21 protein-coding genes and 2 pseudogenes are annotated in these 21,803 nt (G+C 62.7%); 7 read left to right on the forward strand and 16 right to left on the reverse strand.

What is annotated here, in order from left to right; translation table 11 throughout:
- Complete coding sequence (gene recN, locus ABCV34_RS07470) at positions 1 to 1,650, forward strand: DNA repair protein RecN (RefSeq protein WP_345798573.1); 1,650 nt, start codon at positions 1 to 3, stop codon at positions 1,648 to 1,650.
- An 18-nt stretch (positions 1,651 to 1,668) separates the two neighbouring features.
- Here recN and fur read toward each other — a convergent pair whose 3' ends face one another.
- Positions 1,669 to 2,097: a ferric iron uptake transcriptional regulator gene (fur, locus tag ABCV34_RS07475; RefSeq protein ID WP_345798574.1), complete on the reverse strand. Its 429-nt coding sequence runs from the start codon at positions 2,095 to 2,097 to the stop codon at positions 1,669 to 1,671.
- 195 nt (positions 2,098 to 2,292) lie between these two features.
- Here fur and ABCV34_RS07480 point away from each other — a divergent pair, with 195 nt between their 5' ends.
- Positions 2,293 to 2,802 carry an outer membrane protein assembly factor BamE gene (locus ABCV34_RS07480; protein WP_345798732.1) on the forward strand — a complete coding sequence of 170 codons (510 nt, stop codon included), beginning with the start codon at positions 2,293 to 2,295 and terminating at the stop codon, positions 2,800 to 2,802.
- 2 nt (positions 2,803 to 2,804) lie between these two features.
- Positions 2,805 to 3,596, forward strand: coding sequence for a 4-hydroxy-tetrahydrodipicolinate reductase (dapB, locus tag ABCV34_RS07485; RefSeq protein ID WP_345798575.1), 792 nt, complete (start codon positions 2,805 to 2,807; stop codon positions 3,594 to 3,596).
- A gap of 104 nt (positions 3,597 to 3,700) precedes the next feature.
- Here the strand turns inward: dapB and murB are convergent, their stop codons facing one another.
- Together murB and ABCV34_RS07495 are read right to left on the reverse strand one after the other, a co-directional pair.
- Positions 3,701 to 4,810: a UDP-N-acetylmuramate dehydrogenase gene (murB, locus tag ABCV34_RS07490; protein ID WP_345798576.1), complete on the reverse strand. Its 1,110-nt coding sequence runs from the start codon at positions 4,808 to 4,810 to the stop codon at positions 3,701 to 3,703.
- Between the two features lie 159 nt (positions 4,811 to 4,969).
- The gene (locus tag ABCV34_RS07495) at positions 4,970 to 5,437 is read right to left on the reverse strand and encodes a MaoC family dehydratase (RefSeq protein ID WP_345798577.1); all 468 of its coding nucleotides are present in this window, start codon (positions 5,435 to 5,437) and stop codon (positions 4,970 to 4,972) included.
- A 69-nt stretch (positions 5,438 to 5,506) separates the two neighbouring features.
- Here ABCV34_RS07495 and ABCV34_RS07500 point away from each other — a divergent pair, with 69 nt between their 5' ends.
- Positions 5,507 to 5,983 (forward strand): MarR family winged helix-turn-helix transcriptional regulator, encoded by a 477-nt coding sequence (locus ABCV34_RS07500; RefSeq protein WP_345798578.1) that lies wholly within the window; start codon positions 5,507 to 5,509, stop codon positions 5,981 to 5,983.
- On the forward strand, positions 5,980 to 7,074 hold the full coding sequence (locus tag ABCV34_RS07505; protein WP_345798579.1) for an alkene reductase: 1,095 nt from the start codon (positions 5,980 to 5,982) through the stop codon (positions 7,072 to 7,074). The genes ABCV34_RS07500 and ABCV34_RS07505 overlap by 4 nt, the downstream gene beginning before the upstream one ends.
- 23 nt (positions 7,075 to 7,097) lie before the next feature.
- On the opposite strand, the gene ABCV34_RS07510 is transcribed toward ABCV34_RS07505, so the two are convergent.
- Positions 7,098 to 7,928, reverse strand: a complete 831-nt coding sequence (locus ABCV34_RS07510; RefSeq protein WP_345798580.1) for a MaoC family dehydratase N-terminal domain-containing protein — start codon at positions 7,926 to 7,928, stop codon at positions 7,098 to 7,100.
- A gap of 109 nt (positions 7,929 to 8,037) precedes the next feature.
- Between ABCV34_RS07510 and ABCV34_RS07515 the strand changes: the two are divergent.
- Positions 8,038 to 8,232, forward strand: a pseudogene (locus tag ABCV34_RS07515) (IS630 family transposase); the annotation flags it as partial.
- 152 nt (positions 8,233 to 8,384) lie between these two features.
- Here the strand turns inward: ABCV34_RS07515 and ABCV34_RS07520 are convergent.
- The 9 genes and pseudogenes from ABCV34_RS07520 to ABCV34_RS07560 all read right to left on the reverse strand — a co-directional run bounded on the left by ABCV34_RS07520 (position 8,385) and on the right by ABCV34_RS07560 (position 16,576).
- Positions 8,385 to 9,086 (reverse strand): ABC transporter ATP-binding protein, encoded by a 702-nt coding sequence (locus ABCV34_RS07520; protein WP_345798581.1) that lies wholly within the window; start codon positions 9,084 to 9,086, stop codon positions 8,385 to 8,387.
- On the reverse strand, positions 9,079 to 9,792 hold the full coding sequence (locus tag ABCV34_RS07525; protein ID WP_345798582.1) for an ABC transporter ATP-binding protein: 714 nt from the start codon (positions 9,790 to 9,792) through the stop codon (positions 9,079 to 9,081). The genes ABCV34_RS07520 and ABCV34_RS07525 overlap by 8 nt, the downstream gene beginning before the upstream one ends.
- Before the next feature lie 22 nt (positions 9,793 to 9,814).
- Positions 9,815 to 10,771 carry a branched-chain amino acid ABC transporter permease gene (locus tag ABCV34_RS07530; RefSeq protein ID WP_345798583.1) on the reverse strand — a complete coding sequence of 319 codons (957 nt, stop codon included), beginning with the start codon at positions 10,769 to 10,771 and terminating at the stop codon, positions 9,815 to 9,817.
- 2 nt (positions 10,772 to 10,773) lie between these two features.
- Positions 10,774 to 11,730: a branched-chain amino acid ABC transporter permease gene (locus tag ABCV34_RS07535; RefSeq protein WP_345798584.1), complete on the reverse strand. Its 957-nt coding sequence runs from the start codon at positions 11,728 to 11,730 to the stop codon at positions 10,774 to 10,776.
- On the reverse strand, positions 11,731 to 12,909 hold the full coding sequence (locus ABCV34_RS07540) for an ABC transporter substrate-binding protein (protein WP_345798585.1): 1,179 nt from the start codon (positions 12,907 to 12,909) through the stop codon (positions 11,731 to 11,733).
- A gap of 60 nt (positions 12,910 to 12,969) precedes the next feature.
- A pseudogene (locus tag ABCV34_RS07545) lies at positions 12,970 to 13,104 on the reverse strand (nitronate monooxygenase); the annotation flags it as partial.
- Positions 13,101 to 14,279, reverse strand: a complete 1,179-nt coding sequence (locus ABCV34_RS07550; protein ID WP_345798586.1) for a CaiB/BaiF CoA-transferase family protein — start codon at positions 14,277 to 14,279, stop codon at positions 13,101 to 13,103. The gene ABCV34_RS07550 and the pseudogene ABCV34_RS07545, both read right to left, overlap by 4 nt.
- Before the next feature lie 12 nt (positions 14,280 to 14,291).
- Entirely contained in the window at positions 14,292 to 15,452 is a 1,161-nt protein-coding gene (locus ABCV34_RS07555) for an acyl-CoA dehydrogenase family protein (RefSeq protein WP_345798587.1), read from the reverse strand.
- A 185-nt stretch (positions 15,453 to 15,637) separates the two neighbouring features.
- On the reverse strand, positions 15,638 to 16,576 hold the full coding sequence (locus ABCV34_RS07560) for a LysR substrate-binding domain-containing protein (RefSeq protein WP_345798588.1): 939 nt from the start codon (positions 16,574 to 16,576) through the stop codon (positions 15,638 to 15,640).
- A 110-nt stretch (positions 16,577 to 16,686) separates the two neighbouring features.
- Between ABCV34_RS07560 and ABCV34_RS07565 the strand changes: the two genes are divergently transcribed.
- Entirely contained in the window at positions 16,687 to 18,045 is a 1,359-nt protein-coding gene (locus ABCV34_RS07565; protein WP_345798589.1) for an MmgE/PrpD family protein, read from the forward strand.
- 77 nt (positions 18,046 to 18,122) lie between these two features.
- Here the strand turns inward: ABCV34_RS07565 and ABCV34_RS07570 are convergent, their stop codons facing one another.
- Genes ABCV34_RS07570 through ABCV34_RS07580 form a run of 3 tightly spaced genes read right to left on the reverse strand, consistent with a single transcriptional unit; the run spans position 18,123 to position 21,713 of the window.
- Positions 18,123 to 18,953 (reverse strand): itaconyl-CoA hydratase, encoded by an 831-nt coding sequence (locus ABCV34_RS07570; protein ID WP_345798590.1) that lies wholly within the window; start codon positions 18,951 to 18,953, stop codon positions 18,123 to 18,125.
- Between the two features lie 17 nt (positions 18,954 to 18,970).
- Entirely contained in the window at positions 18,971 to 20,197 is a 1,227-nt protein-coding gene (locus ABCV34_RS07575) for a CaiB/BaiF CoA-transferase family protein (protein ID WP_345798591.1), read from the reverse strand.
- Entirely contained in the window at positions 20,190 to 21,713 is a 1,524-nt protein-coding gene (locus ABCV34_RS07580; RefSeq protein WP_345798733.1) for a class I adenylate-forming enzyme family protein, read from the reverse strand. Before ABCV34_RS07580 ends, ABCV34_RS07575 begins: the two co-directional genes overlap by 8 nt.
- Between the last annotated feature and the right edge of the window lie 90 nt (positions 21,714 to 21,803).

Genomic DNA, 21,803 nt, shown 5'->3' on the forward strand with positions numbered 1-21,803 from the left:
ATGCTGCGCGCTCTGCACATTCTCGATTTCGTCATCGTCGATCGCGCCGAGATCGCCTTCGAAGCCGGCTTCACCGTGTTTTCGGGTGAAACCGGCGCCGGGAAATCAATCCTGATCGATGCCCTGTCGCTCGCCCTGGGCGGCCGGGGCGATGCCACCCTGGTGCGCGAAGGCGCCAGCCGCGCCGACATCAGCGCGGTCTTCGACGCGCCGCCCGCCGCATCCGACTGGCTGAACGAACAGGCCATCGAAGGTCCCGAGCTGATCCTGCGCCGCGTGATCGATACCCAGGGGCGCAGCAAGGCCTATATCAATGGCCTGCCCACCACGCTGAACCAGCTGCGCGACTTGGGCGCCCTGCTGGTGGACATTCATGGCCAGCATGCCCACCAGAGCCTGCTGCAGGCGGCCAGCCAGCGCGACATTCTGGATACCCAGGGGGGCCACGCCGATCAGGCACGCGCCCTGTCGGACGCCTGGACCACCTGGCGCGCCGCCCAGTCCGCCCTGGATGCAGCCCGAAACGACGCCGCGGGCCAGGCCGCCGCGCTCGAACAGCTGCGGCAGGACGCCGCGTTTCTGGAAGATCTGGCGCCGCAACCCGGCGAATGGCCGGACTTATGCGCGCGGCAGTCCCGCCTGGCGCATGCCCAGGCCTTGCTGGCCGGCGCGGGTCAGGCGATAGAAGCCCTGGACGGCGAATCCGGATCGGTGGCGCAGGCCCTGCAAGCCGCCCTGCAGACGCTGCAGTCCCTGGTGCGTCACGATCCCCGCCTGGAAGAACACTGCCAGACCCTGGAATCGGCCCGCATCCTGTGCGCGGAAACCGTCCATGGCCTGAACGCCTACGCGGACCGCCTGGAACTGGATCCGGACGCGCTGGCGCAGGCCGACGCCCGCATGAGCCAAATGTTCGCCGCCGCCCGGCGTTTTCACGTCGAGCCCGAAGAACTGGCCGATCTGCGCGACACGCTGCTCACCCGGCTGCGACAGGCGGCCGCCGGCCAGGATCTGGACGCGCTCGCCCAGGCCTGCGCCACCGCCGAAGTCCGCTACCAGACGATCGCGCAGGCACTGAGCACCGCACGCCAGGCCACCGCGCAGCGCCTGGCCGGGCAGGTCACCGCCGCCATGCAGACGCTGTCCATGGAAGGCGGGTCGTTTCGGGTTGAACTACCGGCCAGCAAGCCCTCGGCTCACGGCCTGGAAACGGTGGAATTCGCGGTGGCCGGACATGCCGGGGTGGCACCCAGGCCGCTGTCGCGGGTCGCCTCGGGCGGCGAGCTGGCACGGATTTCCCTGGCACTGTCTGTCATCGCCAGCCAGGCGGCCCGCGTCCCCACCCTGATTTTCGACGAAGTGGACACCGGCATCGGTGGCGGTGTGGCGGAAGTCGTGGGCCGGTTGCTGCACGAACTGGGCTTGCGCCATCAGGTGCTGTGTGTCACCCATCTACCCCAGGTGGCGGCCTGCGCGGTCCACCATTTCCAGGTCAGCAAGACGACGCACGCCCACCGGACGTCTTCATCCATTCGGCCGCTGGATGCCGATGCACGGATCCAGGAAGTCGCCCGCATGCTGGGCGGACTGAAGATCACGGAAGCGACCCGGGACCATGCCCGGGAAATGCTGCGGCTATCGGCCGGCTGAAGCCGGCCCGATCACGCCTTACCCGGTCTTTTTGGACTCCAGGCATTTTGGGCAGACACCGTAGAGCATCATGTGGTGGCTTTCCAGTGAAAACCCGTTTTCCTTGGCGATGCGGTGCTGGCGCTTTTCGATTTCCGCATCGGAAAATTCGACGACACGCCCGCAGTTGGTGCAGATCAAGTGATCGTGATGATCCCCGTCGTTCAATTCGAAGACGGCCTTGCCGCCATCGAACTGGCTGCGCAACAGGATACCGGCCTGCTCGAACTGAGTCAGGACCCGATAGACCGTGGCCAGGCCGATGTCGACGTCTTCCGCGATCAAGGCGCGATAGACGTCTTCGGCGCTGTGATGGCGGGTTTCCGCCTTACGGAATATATCGAGGATCTTCAGGCGCGGAAACGTCGCCTTCAGACCCATGTTTTTAAGCTCGAGCTGATCATTCATGGTTCAAGTATCCTGGGTCTGGCGGGGGAAAGCAAGCCGGGCGGACAAGCCCCGATCCCAGCCCCGCGCATGCGCAATTCCGAATTCCCTTTATGATAGCGGTTTTAGCGGCCGCAATCCGCCGGCCAGCCATCGATCACGGGGGCTTTCGTGCGCATCCGAGCTAGTCATTTTTCCCGCAGGGCAACCCTCTGTCTGGCCGCTGGTCTGCTGACCATCGGTCTGGCCGGCTGCGGTTCGACAAACTGGGGGTTCCCCTATCGGGCCACCGTCCAGCAAGGCAACTGGATCACGGCCGAGCAGGTGACGCAGCTCGAAGTCGGCATGACCCGTGATCAGGTGCGGTTCATTCTCGGCACGCCGACGCTCGAGGATATCTTCCACGCCGAACGCTGGGACTATCCGTATTACAACCAGCCTGGCTACGGCAAGGACGAACTGCGCAAATTCACCGTCTGGTTCCAGGACGACAAACTGGTCCGTTGGTCGGGTGACGAACAACCCGATCGCCAGCCCTTCCAGAAGACCGACAGCGGCAAGGAAGCCGTCGCCCCCGCCAACAAGACTCAGGCCGACGAAGCTGCCCAGCGGGCCGCCTCGCCCGGGCTGAACGATTCGGCCGCCCCCAACGCGGGCATCTCGACACAGACCCCGCAGGCCACGATCCACACCGAAACCCCCGCCAACACCACCAAAGGCCAATGATCATGCGTATCGCCATTGCCGGGGCCTCGGGCCGCATGGGGCGCATGTTGATCCAGGCCGTCCTGGATTCCGCCGACCTGACGCTGGCCGTCGCCCTCGATCGCACTGGCAGCGGCGCGCTTGGCCAGGACGCCGGCACTTTTCTGGGCATTGTGACAGGCGTTCCGATCACCGACGACCTGCAGGCGCTGGCGAATGCCGACTGCCTGATCGACTTCACCCGTCCCGAAGGCACCCTGGCCCATCTGGATGTCTGCGCGACGCACGGTGTGAAATGCGTCATCGGCACCACCGGCTTCGATACCCAGGGCAAGCAGGCCATCCGCGCCGCCGCCCAGAAAACCGCGATCGTGTTCTCCCCCAACATGAGCGTGGGGGTGAACGCCACGCTGAAACTGCTGGACATGGCCGCTCGCCTGCTCAACAGCGGCTACGACGTCGAAGTCTTCGAGGCGCACCACCGCAACAAAGTGGACGCGCCCTCCGGCACGGCGCTGGCGATGGGCGAAGCCGTCGCCCACGCCTGGGGCGTCCAGCTGGAAGATGTCGCCGATTGGGCACGCCATGGCCACACCGGCGTGCGCGAGACCGGCCACATCGGGTTTTCGGTCGTGCGTGGCGGCGATATTGTGGGGGATCACACCGTCTATTTCTGCGGCACCGGCGAACGCATCGAAATCACGCACCGATCCGGCAGCCGCGCCACCTATGCCCAGGGCAGCCTGCGCGCCGCACGCTACCTGGCGCGCAAGGAATTCGGCCTGTTCGACATGCAGGACGTGCTGGCCAGCTAAACCTGCTCTTTCCCCGCATGCCGGGCGGCGCGGGAAACCCGCCACGAAAGATCCGCCACTCGGCCCGGGCCGGTCGTGGTGTCGACGCCAAAGCGCTGTGCCCGTCAATCCAGGATGACGGGCTCCCGCTCCAGATCCACGCCAAACTGTCCGCGCACCGCATCGCCGACAGCCCGTGCCAGCGCCAACACGTCGGCCGCCTGGGCACCGCCATGATTGACCAGCACCAGCGCCTGGCGCTCGTGCATGCCCACCGGCCCCAGGCGCCGTCCCTTCCAGCCAGCCTGTTCGATCAACCAGCCTGCTGCCAGTTTTACCCGCCCATCGGGCTGGGGATAGGTCCGCAGATCCGGGAACCTCTGTTTCAGCGCGGCCGCCTGCGCCTCATCGATCACCGGATTCTTGAAGAAGCTGCCGGCATTGCCCAGCACGGCCGGATCGGGCAATTTGCGGCGGCGGATGTCGCAGACGGCATCGAAGATCCTGGACGGAGTCAGTCCGGCGTTCGGGGCCCGGCAGCCATTTTCGGATGCGGCATCCCGGTGTTGCGGGTCGGGCCTGTTCTGGTATGGCGGCTCGGGCGCAGCTTCCCGCAGCAGCGGATGCTCGCGCACGTCCGGATAATCCAGACGCGGCGTCCAGGCCTTGGGCAGCGCAAAGCGCACCCGCGCGATCAGCCAACGCCCCGCCCCATCATGCTTGAACAGGCTGTCGCGATACGCAAAACCGCAGTCAGCCGGTAAAAGCTCGCACCCCCGGCCGGCGCGCAGATCCCAGGCCACGACGGAGTGCAGGCGCTCGTCCAGTTCCAGGCCATAGGCCCCGATATTTTGTACAGGGGCGGCCCCGACCGTACCGGGGATCAGCGCCAGATTTTCCAGACCAGGCCAGCCCTGGGCCAGGCAATGGCCGACAAAACCGTGCCATGGCTCGCCCGCCGCCGCCTCGACGATCCAGTGATCCGCCGTCTCGCGCCATAGCCGGATACCGCGCAACCCCACCCGCAGGACACGGTGGCGCGGTCGCGCCTGAACCACGATGTTGCTGCCACCCCCCAGAACGAACACCGGATGGTCCTTCGACCGGGGGCCCGCCAGCATCGCGCACAGCGCCGGAATGTCCGATTCATCGTCCAGCACGGCCACGGGGGCGCGTGCCGCCAGCCCCAGCGTATTGCGGGCCTGCAGGGATTGTTCGGAAAACACGAGGGACATAGGGCGGGCGTCGTGCGGATCGCACGGGGGGTGGGCGAAGGCGTAAGCATACCCCGACCGCATTCGACATGATCGGGTCTGCCGGACCGCGTACCGTCGCCTGGGGGGCCGATAGGCTCAGGCAGCGTGATCTGCGAACAACCCATCGCAAGACAGGAGCTACACCTTTTGCGTCACACCCGGCCGTCGCCGCACCACGAGATTTCCCGTGAATATCTGCACGGCTTTCCCGTCCTGATTCAGCGTGGTCGTCCGGACCTTGACCAGACCCTGTCCCGGCCGGGATTTCGATGGCCGCACTTCCAGCACTTCGCTTTCGACATGCAGTTCATCGCCTGGCCGCACTGGAAGCGGCCAGCGCAATTCGTCGAAACCAGCGCCGACGATACCGCCAGCCGGCTTGAACTCGCTGTCCACCAGCAATCGCATGGTGACCGAGGCGGTATGCCAGCCGCTTGCCGCGAGCCCCTGGAAGATCGAACTGCCCGCAGCCGCCTGATCCAGGTGGAAGGGCTGGGGATCGAACTCGGCGGCAAAGCTCTTGATGCGGCTTTCCTCGATGCGGATGCGCGTGCCGCCAGCAAAACGCCGTCCCGGCACCAGATCTTCCAGATAAAGCACGGTCATTTCCAGACTCCGTCAGATTGTTTCGATCATAACATTGCATATGCAATAATTGCAGGTACAATACTGACCATGAACACTTCCGTCAAACCGCAGGGGTGTACCAACCTGAAACTGCGTCAGCTTACCCGCATGGTGACGCGTCACTACGACCGCCATGTCAGCGAAACAGGGCTGAAGAACACGCAGTACGCGCTGCTGTCATACATCGTCGAGCTTGGGCCCATCCGCCCGGGCGACTTGGCCAGGCGCATGCACATGGACGCCTCGACGCTGACACGCAACATGCAGCCGCTGGTGGCTCATGGGTGGCTGAAAATTGGCGCCGGCAGCGATGCGCGCTGCCGCCTCGTGGAAGCGACCGCGGCCGGTCAAACGAAGCGATCTGAAACGCGGCACGTCTGGAAAGAGGCTCAGGTGGCCCTGAACGAGCGGCTCGGGGTCGAACGCATCGCTGCCCTGCACGATCTGCTCGACGCGTGCATCAAATGCCTCGATGACGATCCCGACAGCACCCCCTCCAATCACTCTGGAAGAATGAAGACATGACTCAAAAATCGCTGTTCGAACCCTATGCCCTCGGTCCCCTGACACTTTCCAACCGGATCGTCCTGGCACCATTGACGCGCAACCGAGCCGGCGCGGGCCTCGTGCCCAGCGAGCTCGCCGCCACCTATTACAGCCAGCGTGCCTCGGCCGGCCTGCTGATTTCCGAAGCCACACAGATCTCGCAACAGGCCCAGGGGTATCAGGACACCCCGGGCATCTATACGCAAGCGCAGATCGACGGCTGGCGGCCGGTCACCGATGCCGTCCACGCCAAGGGCGGGCGCATCTTCCTGCAGCTGTGGCACGTCGGGCGTGTATCGCATGTGGACCTTCAGGAAAACGGCGCCGCCCCGGTCGCGCCCTCGGCCATTCGCGCCGTCACCAAGACCTTCGTGCACGACGCTTTCACGGCCGTCTCCGAGCCGCGCGCGCTGAGACTCGACGAGATTCCGGGCATCGTCGATGACTTCCGCAAGGCCGCCGCCAACGCGATCGTCGCCGGCTTCGACGGTGTGGAAATCCATGCCGCCAACGGCTATCTGCTGGACCAGTTCCTCAAGGACGGCGCCAACGTACGCACCGACGCCTATGGCGGCTCCATCGAGAACCGCGCGCGGCTGACGCTGGAGGTCGCAGCCGCCGTGGTGAAGGAAATCGGCGCGGAGCGCACAGGCATCCGTATCTCGCCCGCGTCTCCGTCCAATGGCGTCTCCAGCAGCGATCCGCAGGCGCAGTTCAACTATCTGGTCGCGCAGCTCGACGCCCTGGGTCTGGTGTATCTGCATGTCATCGAAGGCACCACGGGTGGCCCGCGCGACGAGGCTCCGTTCGACTTCGACGCTTTGCGCCGGCTTTTCAAGCGCACTTACATCGCCAACAACGGCTACGACCTGGAACTGGCCAACGCGCGGCTCGCCGGCGGAAACGCGGACCTGTTCGCCTTTGGCCGTCCGTTCATCGCCAACCCGGACCTGGTGGAACGCCTGAAGACAGGCGCGCCGCTGGCCAACCCTGACCGGGCCACGATGTATGGCGGTGGTGCGGCGGGATACATCGATTACCCGACGCTGGCCACCGCCGACGCCAAATAAGCGCAAAAGCCAAAGGCCGCTTTTTAACTGTCGTAACGCAGGCTGGCCTGATGCGCCAAGGTGCCGTCCTGCTCGGCCCATAGCGTGGCCTCGCCATCCTGCTGAAGGCAGCCCCCGACCCGGAAAGGCTTGGGAGCAATCAGCGGCCGCACACCCCGATACGCCAGGGACCGAACCCTGGCGCCCGGATGCGCCCGCAGAAACGCATGCGTCATCCAGGTGGCAATCAGCGGGCCATGCACAACCAAACCGGGGTAGCCCTCTACGTCTCGCGCATAGGGTGCATCATAATGAATGCGATGGCCATTGAATGTTACGGCGGAATAGCGGAACAGCATGACGGAATCCAGTGACACGGTTTCCGACCACTGGGGCTCCGGGGCCGTCTGTGTGCCCACCAGGACGGGGGGCGAAGGTTGCCGATAGACGATATCCTGTTCTTCCGCGATACACAGCACATTGTCCTGGAAATAATGGTGCTCCACCGTGACGAACAGCAATTGCCCGGTGCGGCCGGTTTTTTCCATCACAGCTGCGATCCGGGAACGCCGCTCTCCCGGCACCCCCACCTGTAATGGGTGATGAAATTCCAGCCGACCGCCGGCCCACATGCGATTGCGATCCGCTGCCGGCGGCAGAAACCCGCCACGCTGGGGGTGACCGTCCTCTCCCAAACGGGCATACGGCTGGCCTTCGATAAAGAAGGCCCACTGCCACAGCAAGGGCAGATGTTCGCCAACTTGATCGGGGTCCGTGCTCAGGCTCAATGCCACCCGCCGGACATGTCCCGGATCCAAGGCGTCAACACAGGTTTCGGTGCGGCCGACCCAAGCAGCGGGATCATGATCAGACATTTTCATCTCCATTCAGACTGGGCTCTAGGCTCAGCTCCGTCAGAATGACCCAGGGCCTTCCACTGAGCAGACTGTCCGAATTTCCGCCGCCACCTCTCTCAAAACCCAGCTTGCGAGACACCCACGCGTGAAGCTGCACTTCACGCCCACGAGTGCCTCGTGGCTGAACGCTCTCGAGCGATGGCCCGCAAGCCTTGAGCGCCAGGCTTTGTATCGGGGTGTCTTTGGCTGCGTGCAGGAACGGCGCGAGGCCACCCGCCAGTCTATCGATGCTCATAATGCGCATAGCGCCAAGCCATTCCGATGAGCCAAGAGCGCCGAGGCCATCCTTGCAAAAATCACACGTGCAAGAACAGCCACAGCTTGATATGAATAATCATATTAATAAAAACACTATGCTAGGGATCCTTTGAACAACTTGAGGCCATGTGTGTCAAGGTATTCCGCTAAATGAATTCAGTGTGAAAAGTAGCGCTGCTGCAATTCGGCCACATCCACGTCATGCGCGGCTTGCGACAGCACCAGCTTACCGCTGCGCATGAGGTGAACCTGATCAGCCACCCGCACGGCTTTGTGGGTGTTCTGCTCGACCAACACAATGGTTCGGCCCTCCGCCTTAAGCCGCTGCAACGTATCGAACAGCTCATTGACGATGACTGGCGCCAACCCTAAGGATGGTTCGTCGATGAGCAGCACCTTAGGGTTCGACATCAGGCCGCGGCCCATGGCAAGCATCTGCGCCTCACCGCCCGACAATGTGCCGGCCATCTGCCGTCGACGTTCCTTGAGCCGCGGGAACATCTCGAAGGCCTGCTCACAATTAGCCGATACATCTCCCCGGCTCGCCTTGGGGAAAGCGCCGAGGATCAGGTTATCTTCAACCGACATGTCCTTGAAGATCATGCGCCCCTCGGGAATCATCGCGAGACCCCGACCTAACATTTCCCAGGTGGGCGTCTTTCCGAAAACCTGCCCCTGAAAGCGGATTTCACCCTGGCCCAAGGGCACCAGACCCATGATGGCGCGCAGCAGCGTGGTTTTGCCGGCCCCGTTCGGACCAATGATCGTAGTCAGTTGCCCCTCCGGGACCTGCATGGAGATGTCCCAGAGGATATTGATCACGCCATAACCAGCCCGCACATTCGAGATTTCAAGCATGATCGGCCCCTGTGTAGCTCTTGATCACCTCTGGATCACGAAACACTTCGTCAGGGATGCCGTCGGCAATCAGCTCCCCGTAATTCAGGACGGCGACCCGGTGACACAGATTGCTCACGGTTTCGATGTCGTGCTCGATGATGATGATGCTGAGTGAATAGCGTTGATGGAGATTTTGCAACATGACCATAAATCGTTGCTTGCCCGCGGTTTCGAGCCCCGCCAGCACCTCGTCGAGCATGAGCAGTTTGGGTTCCGTCACCAGCGCCTTGGCGACTTCCAGTGCCTTGAGCTCGGTTAGGGCGAGTTGCGTCGCCGCCTCAGAATCGGCCTTGTCGGCCAAATTCGTGAATGCCAGCACCTCGTCGAGCTTGTCGGCATCCATGTGTCCCGCCCCGAACCGCTGAGCCACCAGCAAGTTTTCACGCACGGTCAACGCTTGCATGGGTTGCGGCACCTGGAAGGTGCGCCCCACACCCAGCCGGGCACGGCGGTGCAGCGGCATATGCTCGATGCGTTCGGAATCGAACAGAATGTGCCCGCTCGTGGGCCGTACCAGTCCGGAGATGGCATTGAACAGGGTGGTCTTACCCGCGCCGTTCGGGCCCACGAGCCCCAGAATTTCGTGCGTATTGACCGACAGGCTCACCGAATTGACGGCGATCAGGCCCCCGAAGCGCACTGTGAGGTTTTCAAGTTTAAGCATAAATGTCCACTCTCATTGCTTATCAGGGCAAGGCACGCGCCTGAAACCGCCGTCCCACCAGGGGCACTAGACCGCTGGGGCTACCAATGATCATGACCACCAGCAAAGCCCCCAGCAGCAGTTGATGACCCACCGGGATGAAGTCCTTGAAAATCAACTGGTCCACCAGATAAACCACCAGAGCTCCGACGATCGGCCCGCTGATAGTTCGATAGCCGCCAAAAATGGCAGCCACCACGGGCAGAATGACCCAGGTCCCGCTGAAGGCGTAGTCCGGCTCCAGAAAATTGATGTAATGCGCATTGAAGGCACCGATCACACCCGTCATGAAGGCCGAGACGAACAGCATCATCGCCTTGAGCAGAACGCTGTTGACGCCCACCACACGGGTGGCGTCCTCGCTGCCGTGTATGGCGCGCAACGCCATACCATAGTGGCTTGCCCAGATGAGCCGGTAGACCACGGCAAACACGACCAGCAGCGTGAGAATCACCAAGTAGCTGCCGTCCCGGGTGGAGAGATCCACCCCCCACACCACGGGTAGGTGCGGCACACTGGACAAACCCGCCGAACCGCCCGTCATGGATTCCCACTGAGTGGCAATCACGCGAAAGATGGTAGCGTACGCCAGAATTGCCAGCGCAAAATAGACCCCTCGCAAACGCAGTACGGGCAACATCGCCACCGAGGCCACCACGGCGCCCACCCCTCCGATCAGCATGGCGGGCATCACACCCACCCCTGCCTTCATGGTGAGCAGGGCTGACACATAGGCCCCCACCCCAAAGAACGCGGAATGGCCGAAACTGAGCATGCCGCCCAGATTGCTCAGCAACGCCCAAGCCAACGCAATACCGCCAATGATCAGGGCTGCTACAAGAAGGCTCATGACGTAGCTGTCGCCCAGCACCCACGGAATGACGACATACGCCACCAGCAGCAGCAGCGCCCAGAGCCCGACTCTTTTTGAATTCGACACAGTCAACCCCTTCTCGCCCGGAGACCAAACAGCCCATTGGGCATGAAGAACAGCACCAGCAGAAACAGCACCATCGCCACCAGTTCCTGCAGCGCCGAGCTATACAGCGTGGCCGTCATCGCCTCGACCAACCCGAGCAGAATCCCGCCAATCAGCACGCCGGGGATAGACCCCAGACCGGCCAGTACAGTGATGATGAAGGCTTTGATGGTGAGCGACTCACCGATGGACGGCTGAATTACTTCATAGCTGAAGATGGCAACCCCCGCAAATGCCGCCAATATCCCAGCAATCAGGAAGGAAATGATTTCCGTGGCGTGCGGATTGATGCCCATGAGCGTGGCCGCTGCACGATTGCTGGCCACGGCCCGCACGGCCCGCCCATACCAGCTGCGCGACAACCACCACCAGAGCCCGACGAGCAAAATGGCGGCAATGACGAAGAACAGCACCTGCGCCTTCATGCTGAACAATGGCCCCACCACAACCGCATCCTGCAGCCAGGCTGAGCCCGTGGAATGAGGGTCAGCCTTCCAGATGAACAAGAAGGCGTTGGTCATGATCACGGCCACGCCATAACTGAGAATCAACGAATTGAGTTCGCGGTCCGCGCGGATCAGGCTGATCAGCCAATAAATAAGGACAGAGCACAGGCAGACCAGCACCAGCGCCACCGGAATCGCGAAGAGCGGGCTGATCCCCAGCTGGGTTTCAACCACGTAGGCCATGTACGCCGCCAGCAGGATCAGCTCGCCATGGGCAAAGTTGATGACGTTCATCGTCCCGAAAACAAGCGCGAGCCCCAGGCCGATGAGCGCGTAAAGGCCACCCTGCAAGATCCCGGAATAAACGGACTGTAGGATAAGATCAATCATGAAAAAACCCTTATTGGATATGCAGCTCGCGCCTGCGGGGGCCGGGGCAGACTGCTGCCTCGCATCCCGCAGACGGTCAAGCACCTACCACGGCAGACCCGGGTACACCATTTTTCCGGTCGCCTGATCATCTGGCCAGACGATCACGACTTTCTTGCCCTGAATCTGGCCGATATGCTGCATGTACTCAGTGTTCAGGCCACCCGCATCAAAGCGGATCTTGCCCAGCACTGTGTCCTCGTCCGTCTTGGCAATGATGTCGCGCAGGCTGTCCCGCGAGGCCTTTTGGCCACTAGCCGTCGCTTTCAAGAGCGCATCGAAGACCACCTTGGCGCCCGCATAGCCGTATTCTTCGATATAGCCGAAGTCTTCACCCGGAAAGATCTTGCGGTGAATGGCGGAAAACGTCTTGCCGTCCGGCGTCGGAAACTCGGCTGGGAAGCTCAGCAGCGACAGGCCAAAGACGTTCTGCACCAGATCCGGGTTTTCCGTGACCATCTCGGGGACCGCTACCTCGTACGTGCCCACGATGGTCTTGACGGCCGGCTTGAGCAGCTTGGCCGCCCGAAGGATACCGATCTCATCATTCTGATACCCCACCATCAGCAAGACGTCTGGCTTATCCTGCAGGCGCACCTTGTTCAGGATGGGCGTGAAACTGGTCGTACTGGGTTCGTACTGGTGCATCATGACCTTCAACCCGGCCGCCTCCAGCCCTTTCTGGGCATCCCTGGCCAGCGCCGAGGTCGATTCGGCCGTGCTGTAGACCAGCGAAACCGACTTGACCTTGAATGTCTTGATCAGCTCGATCACCGGCCTGGAATAACCTTCGGTATTCAGAATTTGGAAGTAATACTTCAGGCCGCGCTTGGTGAGACTATCGGCAATGGCGCCGCTGGACACATACGGCACGCCCAGCTTGTTGGCTGCCTCGGAAGCCGGGCCCACCACGTTGGACCCATAGCCGCCCGTGATCGCAACCACGCCCTGGCTGGCCAGCTTTTCGACTGCGGCCACCGACTTGGCAGGCTGTGACTCGTTGTCGATGGTCACCAGCTTGATGCTGTCCTTGCCGCCCGATGCCTCTTTGAAGGCTTCGGCGGCGATCTTGATGCCGCGCATCTGGCCAATCCCCTGCTTGGCGAAGTGCCCGGTCAAGGGCAGGTCGACCCCGACGGTGAACTCTTCCGCGCTCGCGGGCCCGACCTGAAAGCAGAGCGCGACCGCCCCCAGCGCCAGCATGCTGCTCAATTTTCGAACCATTTTGTCTCTCCTTGATTTAACTGCCACAGACTTCGGTGGAAACTACATTCTGCTTAGCCACGCATTGAGCGCTGGCATGGCCCGCACGATGCCAGCCTCGCACTGGGCCAATACCAGCTCGGGATAGCTCACCGTAAACATGGGGGCTGCTACGACGGGCAATGCCGGGTTCCGCAGAATGGTTGGAACCGTCATACAGCCCCCCCAGTGCGCAGATGCGCAATGGCATCAGATGTGAAACCAAACTCGGCGAGAATGGCCTGCGTGTGTTCTCCCAGCGCGGGGATGGCGTCCATACGCACGTCGGCCGCGCCATCGATCCCCGGCGGCAGTAGGGCCGGCAGCTGGCCCACCGGGCTTGGTACGGAAACCCAGCGTTGGCGCGCCTGCAATTGCGGATGCTGCCACACGTCGGCCATGGTATTGAGGTGGCTGTTGGCAATGCGGGCCGCGTCCAGCCGCGTCACGACTTCATCGGCCGTCAGCGACTCGAAACAGCTCAGAATGATCGTGCGTAAGGCTTCGCTGGAAGCCGATCGCCGCGAATTCGAAGAGAAGCGCTCATCATCCGCCAATGCGGGTTGCTGCAGCACCTGCTCGCAGAAGACACGCCACTCGCGCTCATTTTGCAGACCCAACATCACTGTCTTGCCATCGCCCGCCGCGAACGGCCCATAAGGGTAGATAGTGGCATGCGACGCGCCATTACGCTGAGGCGGTGAGGCCCCGTCGAAGCCGTAATACATCGGGTACCCCATCCACTCGACCATGCTCTCGAGCATGGACACGTCGATCCGGCGCCCCTCCCCCGTCTGGCCGCGCTGCAACAACGCCGCCAGAATGTTCGAATATGCATACATGCCGGCGGCAATGTCGGCGATCGAGCATCCGGCCTTGGCCGGTTCGTCGCGAGAGCCCGTCACGGACAAGAAACCGGATTCGCTCTGGATGAGCAAATCGTAGGCTTTTTTATCCCGATAGGGACCTTGATTGCCGTAGCCTGAGATATTGCAGACGATGAGCCTGGGAAAGCGCTCATGCAGGGCCTCGAAGGACAGACCCAGACGATCCGCGGCGCCAGGAGCCAGGTTCTGCACCAAGACATCGGCCCGAGCCAGAAGGCGCTCGAGGATGTCGGCCGCCAACGCATGCTTCACGTCCAGGGTGAGGCTTTCCTTGGAGCGGTTGGTCCAGACGAAATGTGAGGACAAACCGCGCACGCGCTCGTCGTAGCCACGGGCGAAATCGCCACTGCCCGGGCGCTCGATCTTGATGACGCGGGCACCAAGATCGGCCAGCTGGCGCGTGCAAAACGGCGCTGCGATGGCCTGCTCGAGCGTCACGACTGTCATGCCATTCAAAGGCAACATACTGGGGCCCCTTTAGAACGAACGCGGCATACCAAGGACATGCTGGCCCACATAAGACAAAATCAGATTGGTGGAAATCGGTGCGACCTGATAAAGGCGCGTCTCGCGAAACTTGCGCTCTACGTCGTATTCGCAGGCAAAACCAAAGCCGCCGTGCGACTGCAGGCAGGCATTCGCCGCTTCCCAGGACGCATCGGCTGCCAAAAGCTTGGCCATATTGGCCTGGGCACCGCAATCCTGGTGCGCGTCAAAGAGTGCGCACGCCTGATAGCGCATCAGGCTGGCAGCCTCTACGTTGACGTAAGCACGGGCGATGGGGAACTGCACCCCCTGGTTCTGCCCGATCGGGCGCCCGAAGACCATGCGCTCACCCACGTATTTGCGGGCACGATCCACGAACCAGTAGCCATCGCCGATGCATTCGGCGGCAATCAGTGTGCGCTCGGCGTTGAGCCCGTCCAGAATGTACTTGAAGCCCTTGCCTTCCTCTCCGATCAGGTTTTCTTCGGGAATTTCCAGATTCTCGAAGAAGAGCTCGTTGGTCTCGTGATTGACCATGTTCAGGATAGGCCGCACGGTGAGACCATGGCCGATGGCGTGGTGCAAATCCACCATGAAGATCGACATGCCGTCGGATTTTCGTTTCACCTGATCCAGCGGTGTCGTACGCGCCAGCAAAACCATCAGATCGGAATGCTGTACCCGCGAAATCCAGACCTTCTGGCCGTTGACGACATAGCGCCCATCCTTGTGCACGGCTGTCGTCTTCAGGCGGGTAGTGTCAGTACCCGTGGTGGGTTCGGTCACGGCCATGGACTGCAAGCGCAACTCGCCATTGGCGATCTTGGGCAGCCACTGCTGCTTCTGCGCTTCGGAACCATGGCGCAAGACTGTGCCCATGTTGTACATCTGACCGTGGCATGCACCCGAGTTCCCCCCCGCATGGTTGATCTCTTCCATGATGACGGAGGCCTCGGTCAGGCCCAACCCCGAGCCGCCATATTCCTGTGGGATCAGCGCGGCCAGCCACCCTGCCTTTGTCAGTGCGTCGACAAACTCGGCCGGGTAGCCGCGCTGCTCGTCAATACGCCGGAAATAATCGTCACCGAATTGAGAACACAAATCGCGAATCGCATCGCGAATGTCCTGAAATTGCTCCTGCGCCTTGACCATTGATCCTCCATCCACGAAAGCCGGTGCAGACGTTCGTGTTGTGCACTCTTCTAGGAACTCGTCGGATACGTTCGCAAGGCTCGGCCATTCAGTGGCGTACGCTCGGGCTCAGAATCCGATTCGACTGGACGTTAGCGTGAAGGAATCTACCAGGCCTGACAATTCGGTTTTGACGAACGGAGGCTTTACACAATCTTAAGATCAGAGCTGTCATTGTGGCTTGCCTGCGCCGCATCCCGCATCAGCAAGTCCACCAGTTCTTGCGAGAATGCAGGCAATTCAGTCGCTGCAGGGATGCAGATGTGCAGCTGGCGCAACGCCCATTCGTCGGTGAGGTAGGTGATTTTCAGGGGCAACACCTGCACGTAACGCAGCGCAGCAGTTTCAGGGATAACCCCTATGCCGACCTGAGCCGCGATCAGGCGGCAGGCGGTTTCAAAGTTGCTGACTTCCACCCGCACGCGCAAGAACCGGCCACTGTCTTCGGCCGCCGTGAGAAGAAAGGAGTGGATGGCGCTGGACTCGGCCAGACTGATGAAGTCGTAATCCAACGTACCGGCAAAACTGTGGGGGCCTTGCGCGCGAGCCAGGGGATGGTCCCGGTGGGTCACCAGGACCAGGTGGTCGCTGCGGTAGGGCGTGAACTTGACCCCGGCTCCGCCGCTGCCCTGGGCTGTGATGCCGATGTCTGCGGCGCCCTCGGCCACCGCCTTCACGACCTGATAGCTGAGCCGCTCGCGCAACTCGATATTGACAGCGGGGTGACTGACCAGATAACGCTCCAGCGCCGCCGGGACGAATTCATTCATGGCCGTCGTATTAGCATACAGCCGCACGCGGCCCTTGACCCCTTGCGCATATTCCTGGATGTCGCCACGCAGATGCTGCAACTGATGCAGGACAATGCGCGCATGCCGCACGAAGGCCTCGCCCGCAGGCGTGAGAGTAACGCCCTGGCTATTGCGGTACAGCAGCGGGACGCCTAGGTAGCCTTCCAGGTTCTTCACCCGATTGCTGGCCGCGGGCAACGACAGAAAAGTGTGTTCCGCCGCCTTGGTCAGGCTCATGGCGCTGGCGACATTCACCAGCAACTGCATGTCGGTCAAATCGAAGTGTGAAGCCATGACGATGCGAGATCCTCTGTCCAGCTTAAGCGGTTCTTCAAGAAACAAAAATAGGCAAAGCAGACGCGAGAGTGCAAAGTCGCAAGCTAGAACCCCCTCAAGGAGCCAAGATGCGACACTTCAGCGCGGAACTCGCCCGATTCGCGGCCGAGCTGCAATTCAACGACATCCCTGAACCCGTTCTGCGGCGTACCGAAGATCTGCTGCTGGACTGTCTGGCATCTATTCTAGCGGGTTCCAGCGGCCGCCCCGTACTGGCGCTTCTGGCCTATGCCCTGGCCATGGGCCCTCGAGAGGGCGCTTCGGAAAATATCGTCAGCCGCCACACGACCAGCCCGGTGTTTGCCGCCATGGTGAATGCCGCTGCGGCACACATGGTGGAACAGGACGACGTGCACAACGGTGCCGTCTTTCATCCGGCCGCCGTGACTTTTCCGCCCGCCCTGGCCATCGCGCAGGCTCTGGGCAAATCTGGCCGGGATCTGCTGACTGCTTCTGTCGCAGGCTACGAAGTCGGGATCCGCGTGGGCGAATTCCTGGGCCGCTCTCATTACGCGGTGTTCCACACCACCGGGACGGCCGGCGCGCTGGCCTCGGCTGCGGCGGTGGGCCGCCTGCTGGACCTGGACACCCAGCAGATGCTGCACGCCCTGGGTTCCGCGGGGACACAGGCGGCCGGCCTCTGGGAATTCCTGCGCGACGGGGCGGATTCCAAACAGCTGCATACAGCCAAAGCGGCTGGCAATGGGCTCATGGCGGCCTGGCTCGCCCGCGACGGGTTCACGGGTGCCAGTCACATCCTGGAGGGCGCTCAAGGCATGGCAGCCGGCATGTCCAAGGGCGATGCGGATCCGACCCGGCTGGTGGACGGCCTAGGCAGCCGGTGGGCCGTGATGGAAACGTCCTTTAAATACTATGCGTCCTGCCGCCATACTCACCCGGCCGCCGACGCGTTGCTGCGGGTCGTGCAGCGCCATGAACTGCAAATCGACAACATTGCATCTGTCGTGGCGCACGTGCACCAGGGAGCCATTGACGTCCTGGGCCCTGTCGTGGATCCGACCACCGTTCACCAGTCCAAGTTCTCGATGGGTACCGTGCTGGGGCTCATTGCGAAGTATCAGCGCGCCGGTCTGCCGGAATTCGACCAGGCACTCGCCGATCCCGAAATCCGCGACTTCCGTCGTCGCGTCACGATGAAACTCGACCCCGAGGTCGACGCCGCCTACCCCAAACAGTGGATCGGCAAGGTCACGGTCACGACCCGACGCGGACTCACACTGGAGGGGCGCGTGGATTTCCCCAAGGGGGATCCCGAGAACACACTCACACGCCCTGAAATCGAAGACAAGGTACGGCGCCTGGGGGCCTACCAGAACGCGGCCACACCCGCCGAAGTCGACCGCCTGACCCAACGGATCTGGACGCTTGCCGACACGGCCGTGATTGGAAATCTTCTGCAGCCCTAGGGCTCACGGATCGCATGGGGAGGACGGGCCGTCGAACCGGCCTCCCGTGCGGGCTCAACCAGGTTCAGTGCGGCGCATCAACCTTCAAAACCGATCTCGGCCCAATGAGCCAGAGTGCCATCCTGGCCCGCCCACAACTGAGCGACCTGCGGGGCATCAGAGCGGCCCGCCACCTGAAACGTCCTGGGCGCGATGAGCGGACGCATGCCGCGATACGATAGCGTCGTCACCCGCTGGCCAGGATGCGTACGCGTAAACGCCCGCATCATCAGGGTGGCGATCAACGGCCCATGCACGACCAGCCCGGGATACCCTTCGACCTCGCGCACATACGGCGCATCATAGTGAATTCGATGGCCATTAAAAGTCACGGCGGAATACCGAAACAGACGGACAGGGCTGGGCTCTATCGACTCGGACCATTGGGCTTGCGGCACAGGCCGGGTGCCCTCCAGCCTGGGTGGTGACGGCTCACGATAGACGATGTCCTGTTCTTCCGATATGCACAGGGTGCCGCCCTGCAGGTACTCATGCGCCACCGTGACGAATAGCAGCTTGCCCGTGCGGCCCTCTTTCTCAACCACCCCACGAACCTCGGATCGGCGCTCGGCGGGCGCCCCGACACGCAACGGCTGCAGGAACTTGATGCGCCCCCCGGCCCACATGCGGTTGCGATGATCGGCCAGGGGCAGAAACCCGCCCCGGTGGGGGTGGCCATCCTCGCCCAACAGCTCATACGGCTGCGGCCGGACGAAAAAGGCCCAGTGCCACAGCAGCGGCAACGCATCGCCGACCACCGGGGCCGTGTCGTCCACACTCAGTGCCACCTGTTCGGCATGGCCCACGTCCAGGTTGTCGGGGCAACGCTCGGTGTGCCCCACCCAGTCTGTCGGATTGGAATTCGTCATTTTGCGCTCCTGTGCGATCAAGACGTCTTGCCCGGCCCGATCGCTGCCTCGCTCGCGTGCAACCCGAATTCGGCCAGGATTTCTTGCGTGTGCTGGCCCAGCAAAGGCGGCGCAGCCCGATACTGTATGGGTGTCTCGGAAAAACACATGGGGCTGGCTGTCGTGGGTGTCTGCCCCGCCAGCGGATGGGGCAAGGTGCGCCAGATCTGACGATGCTTCACCTGCTCGTTGTCAAACACCTGACTGAGGTCATTGATGGGGCCACATGGCACACCGACCTTCTGCAGCGCGGCCACCCACTCGGTACGCGGCCGCGTGTGTATGCTGGCCTCAAGCTCGGCAATGAGGGCCACGCGGTTCTTGAGCCGCTGGCCGTTGTGGATGTAATCCGGATGCGTTCCCAGATCCGGGCGCCCGATGACGCCGCACAGGGCGCGATACTGGCCATCCGTGCCGGTAGCAACGATGAACTCGCCGTCACTGGCCTCGAAGACCTGATACGGCACGACATTCTGGTGCGCATTGCCTGCCCGGCGCGGCGCCACGCCCGAAGTCATGTAGTTCAGGGTCTGGTTGGCAAGCATGGCCACGTGGCAATCCAGCAGGGCCAGGTCAATCTGCTGGCCCTTGCCGCTGCGATTGCGCTCGTGCAGGGCCCCCAGGATGGCGACCGTCGCGTACATGCCAGTGATGATGTCCGTCACGGCGACGCCCGCCTTCTGCGGGCCGCCGCCCGGGCGGTCATCGCGCTCGCCAGTGATGCTCATGAGCCCGCCCATGCCCTGGATCACGAAATCGTAGCCAGGTAACGGCGCCATGGGCCCAGTCTGCCCAAACCCGGTGATGGAGCAGTAAATGAGGGCCGGATTGAGCGCCTTCAGGGTGTCATAATCCAGGCCGTATTTCTTCAGGCTGCCCACCTTGAAGTTCTCGACCACCACATCGCACTGAGCCGCCATCTGTCGCACCAGCTCGGCGCCCTCGGGGTTGCCGATGTCGATTGTGATGGAGCGCTTGTTGCGGTTGGCGCTCAGATAATAGGCAGCCTCGCTAGTGTCCCGGCCTTCGGCGTCCTTCAGATAGGGCGGGCCCCACTTCCGCGTATCGTCACCGCCCGCCGGGCGCTCGACCTTGATCACGTCGGCCCCCAGGTCGGCCAGATTCTGTGTGCACCAAGGGCCAGCCAGCACTCTGGACAGATCCAGCACTTTGATCCCCGCAAGGGGCGCAATTCTTTCAGTCATTTCCTGCTCCTGCAGCCGCAAGCTCACGCAACGGCTGCTTCTTGATTTTTCCGCTGACGGTGGTCGGGATCACGTCAATCGGCACCAGGCGCGCCGGTACCTTATAGGGCGCGAGCTGTGTCCGCACGTGCGCCCGCAGCGCGTCTAGGTCCACGGTACCCGCCTGCAGCGGCTCAAAAAAGGCGATCACCTCTTCATTGCCGTCCGCCGTGTCGCGCCCCACGACCGCCGAAAGCTTGATTCCCGGGAAAGTATTGATGACGGCCTCGACTTCAAGCGGATACACATTGAAGCCCGACCGGATGATCATGTCTTTGGTGCGCCCCGTGATGAAGAGGGCGCCATCGGCACTCAGCCGCCCCAGATCACCCGTGCATAGCCACCCCCCCGGCAACAGCGCCTCGCGGGTGCGTTCAGGGTCTTTGTAATAACCCAGCATCACCCCAGGGCCCCGCACGTAGATGGCCCCTGACTCGCCCACTGGCACGGCGGGGGTGCCCGGAACCCCCAGGCGCAGCTCGACTCCCTCTAGCGGATACCCGGCACTGCAATCGCTGCGCGGCCTGTCCATGGGGGTGACGTAGAGCGACCCGGCATACTCTGTAATGCCATATCCATGGTGCATGGGCAGGTCAAAGTAATGCTCGACCTGCTGCTTGAGTGTCGGGTCCAGAGCCGAGCCGCCCGCATAGACATACCGCAGGCGCGGCGCCTTCACAGGCGCTGGGAAAGCAGCCAGAAGGCGACTGTACATAGTCGGCACCCCCTGCAGAATGCTCAGTCCGGGCGACTGAAGGGACTTGAGCAGATCCGCGGGATCGAAGCGTCGCCGCACGACCAGGCTGGCACCCGCCTGCACGGTGGCCATGAGCACGGTGGCGATGCCGAAGATGTGTGACAGCGGCAGGGCCGCATAGCTGACGTCAGCCGCCGTCAGGCCACGCGAAGCCGACGACATGCGCGCAAAATGCGCCAGCCCCTGATGGGGCACCATGACAGCCTTGGGCGCCCCGGTCGTCCCTGATGTGTAGATGAGGGTGGCCACCGCACCGGCCAACGGGCCGGTCTCGGCTTCTGGCTCGTCGGAGGCCGACGACCAGAGATTCCCCGCCCCCCAGACCGACGCATCCGCCGGACGCGCGGCGTACTGCGCCGCATGCTCGGCCGCCGTCGCCGACGTGCGGCTGAAGTACAGCGTCAGCACCGGCTGTGCATGCGCACGAACAGCCTCGATCTCGCGGTGGCTCAGGCGCGCATTCAGGCCAACTGCCCAGGCACCCAGCACACTGCAGGCAAATAGCACCTGGACCATCTCGGGGCAATTTTCGCCCACGATCATCACCCGATCGCCGAGCCTCGCCCCCTGCGCGGCCAGCCAGTCACTGGCCAGCTGCGCCCGCTGCCACATGTCGGCGTACGTCACGGTGCCGCCCTCTTCGAGATGCAGCAAGATGGCCCCGGGCCGATCCAATGCCTGGCGTCGCAGCAAGTGATGAATGCGCTCGGACTGATTCACTTCACCCACGATGTCTCCTTTTGATCCCAAGCCGGCCGCGCGCCTCAGCAAACCCGACAACCCTCGCGAGCCGACCGGCGGCCTTTGGCG

This window comes from Castellaniella sp. MT123, from assembly GCF_039614765.1.
Taxonomy (GTDB): Bacteria; Pseudomonadota; Gammaproteobacteria; order Burkholderiales; family Burkholderiaceae_B; genus Castellaniella.

Excerpts from the sequence above, each read along its gene's own strand:
- recN (WP_345798573.1), top strand. The coding sequence starts at position 1 with ATGCTGCGCGCTCTGCACATTCTCGATTTCGTCATCGTCGATCGCGCC.
- ABCV34_RS07565 (WP_345798589.1), top strand. The coding sequence starts at position 16,687 with ATGCGACACTTCAGCGCGGAACTCGCCCGATTCGCGGCCGAGCTGCAA.
- ABCV34_RS07505 (WP_345798579.1), top strand. The coding sequence starts at position 5,980 with ATGACTCAAAAATCGCTGTTCGAACCCTATGCCCTCGGTCCCCTGACA.
- ABCV34_RS07550 (WP_345798586.1), bottom strand. The coding sequence starts at position 14,279 with ATGTTGCCTTTGAATGGCATGACAGTCGTGACGCTCGAGCAGGCCATC.
- ABCV34_RS07575 (WP_345798591.1), bottom strand. The coding sequence starts at position 20,197 with ATGACTGAAAGAATTGCGCCCCTTGCGGGGATCAAAGTGCTGGATCTG.
- dapB (WP_345798575.1), top strand. The coding sequence starts at position 2,805 with ATGCGTATCGCCATTGCCGGGGCCTCGGGCCGCATGGGGCGCATGTTG.
- ABCV34_RS07540 (WP_345798585.1), bottom strand. The coding sequence starts at position 12,909 with ATGGTTCGAAAATTGAGCAGCATGCTGGCGCTGGGGGCGGTCGCGCTC.
- ABCV34_RS07510 (WP_345798580.1), bottom strand. The coding sequence starts at position 7,928 with ATGTCTGATCATGATCCCGCTGCTTGGGTCGGCCGCACCGAAACCTGT.
- ABCV34_RS07520 (WP_345798581.1), bottom strand. The coding sequence starts at position 9,086 with ATGCTTGAAATCTCGAATGTGCGGGCTGGTTATGGCGTGATCAATATC.
- ABCV34_RS07495 (WP_345798577.1), bottom strand. The coding sequence starts at position 5,437 with ATGACCGTGCTTTATCTGGAAGATCTGGTGCCGGGACGGCGTTTTGCT.
- ABCV34_RS07525 (WP_345798582.1), bottom strand. The coding sequence starts at position 9,792 with ATGCTTAAACTTGAAAACCTCACAGTGCGCTTCGGGGGCCTGATCGCC.
- murB (WP_345798576.1), bottom strand. The coding sequence starts at position 4,810 with ATGTCCCTCGTGTTTTCCGAACAATCCCTGCAGGCCCGCAATACGCTG.
- ABCV34_RS07570 (WP_345798590.1), bottom strand. The coding sequence starts at position 18,953 with ATGACGAATTCCAATCCGACAGACTGGGTGGGGCACACCGAGCGTTGC.
- ABCV34_RS07560 (WP_345798588.1), bottom strand. The coding sequence starts at position 16,576 with ATGGCTTCACACTTCGATTTGACCGACATGCAGTTGCTGGTGAATGTC.
- fur (WP_345798574.1), bottom strand. The coding sequence starts at position 2,097 with ATGAATGATCAGCTCGAGCTTAAAAACATGGGTCTGAAGGCGACGTTT.
- ABCV34_RS07555 (WP_345798587.1), bottom strand. The coding sequence starts at position 15,452 with ATGGTCAAGGCGCAGGAGCAATTTCAGGACATTCGCGATGCGATTCGC.
- ABCV34_RS07500 (WP_345798578.1), top strand. The coding sequence starts at position 5,507 with ATGAACACTTCCGTCAAACCGCAGGGGTGTACCAACCTGAAACTGCGT.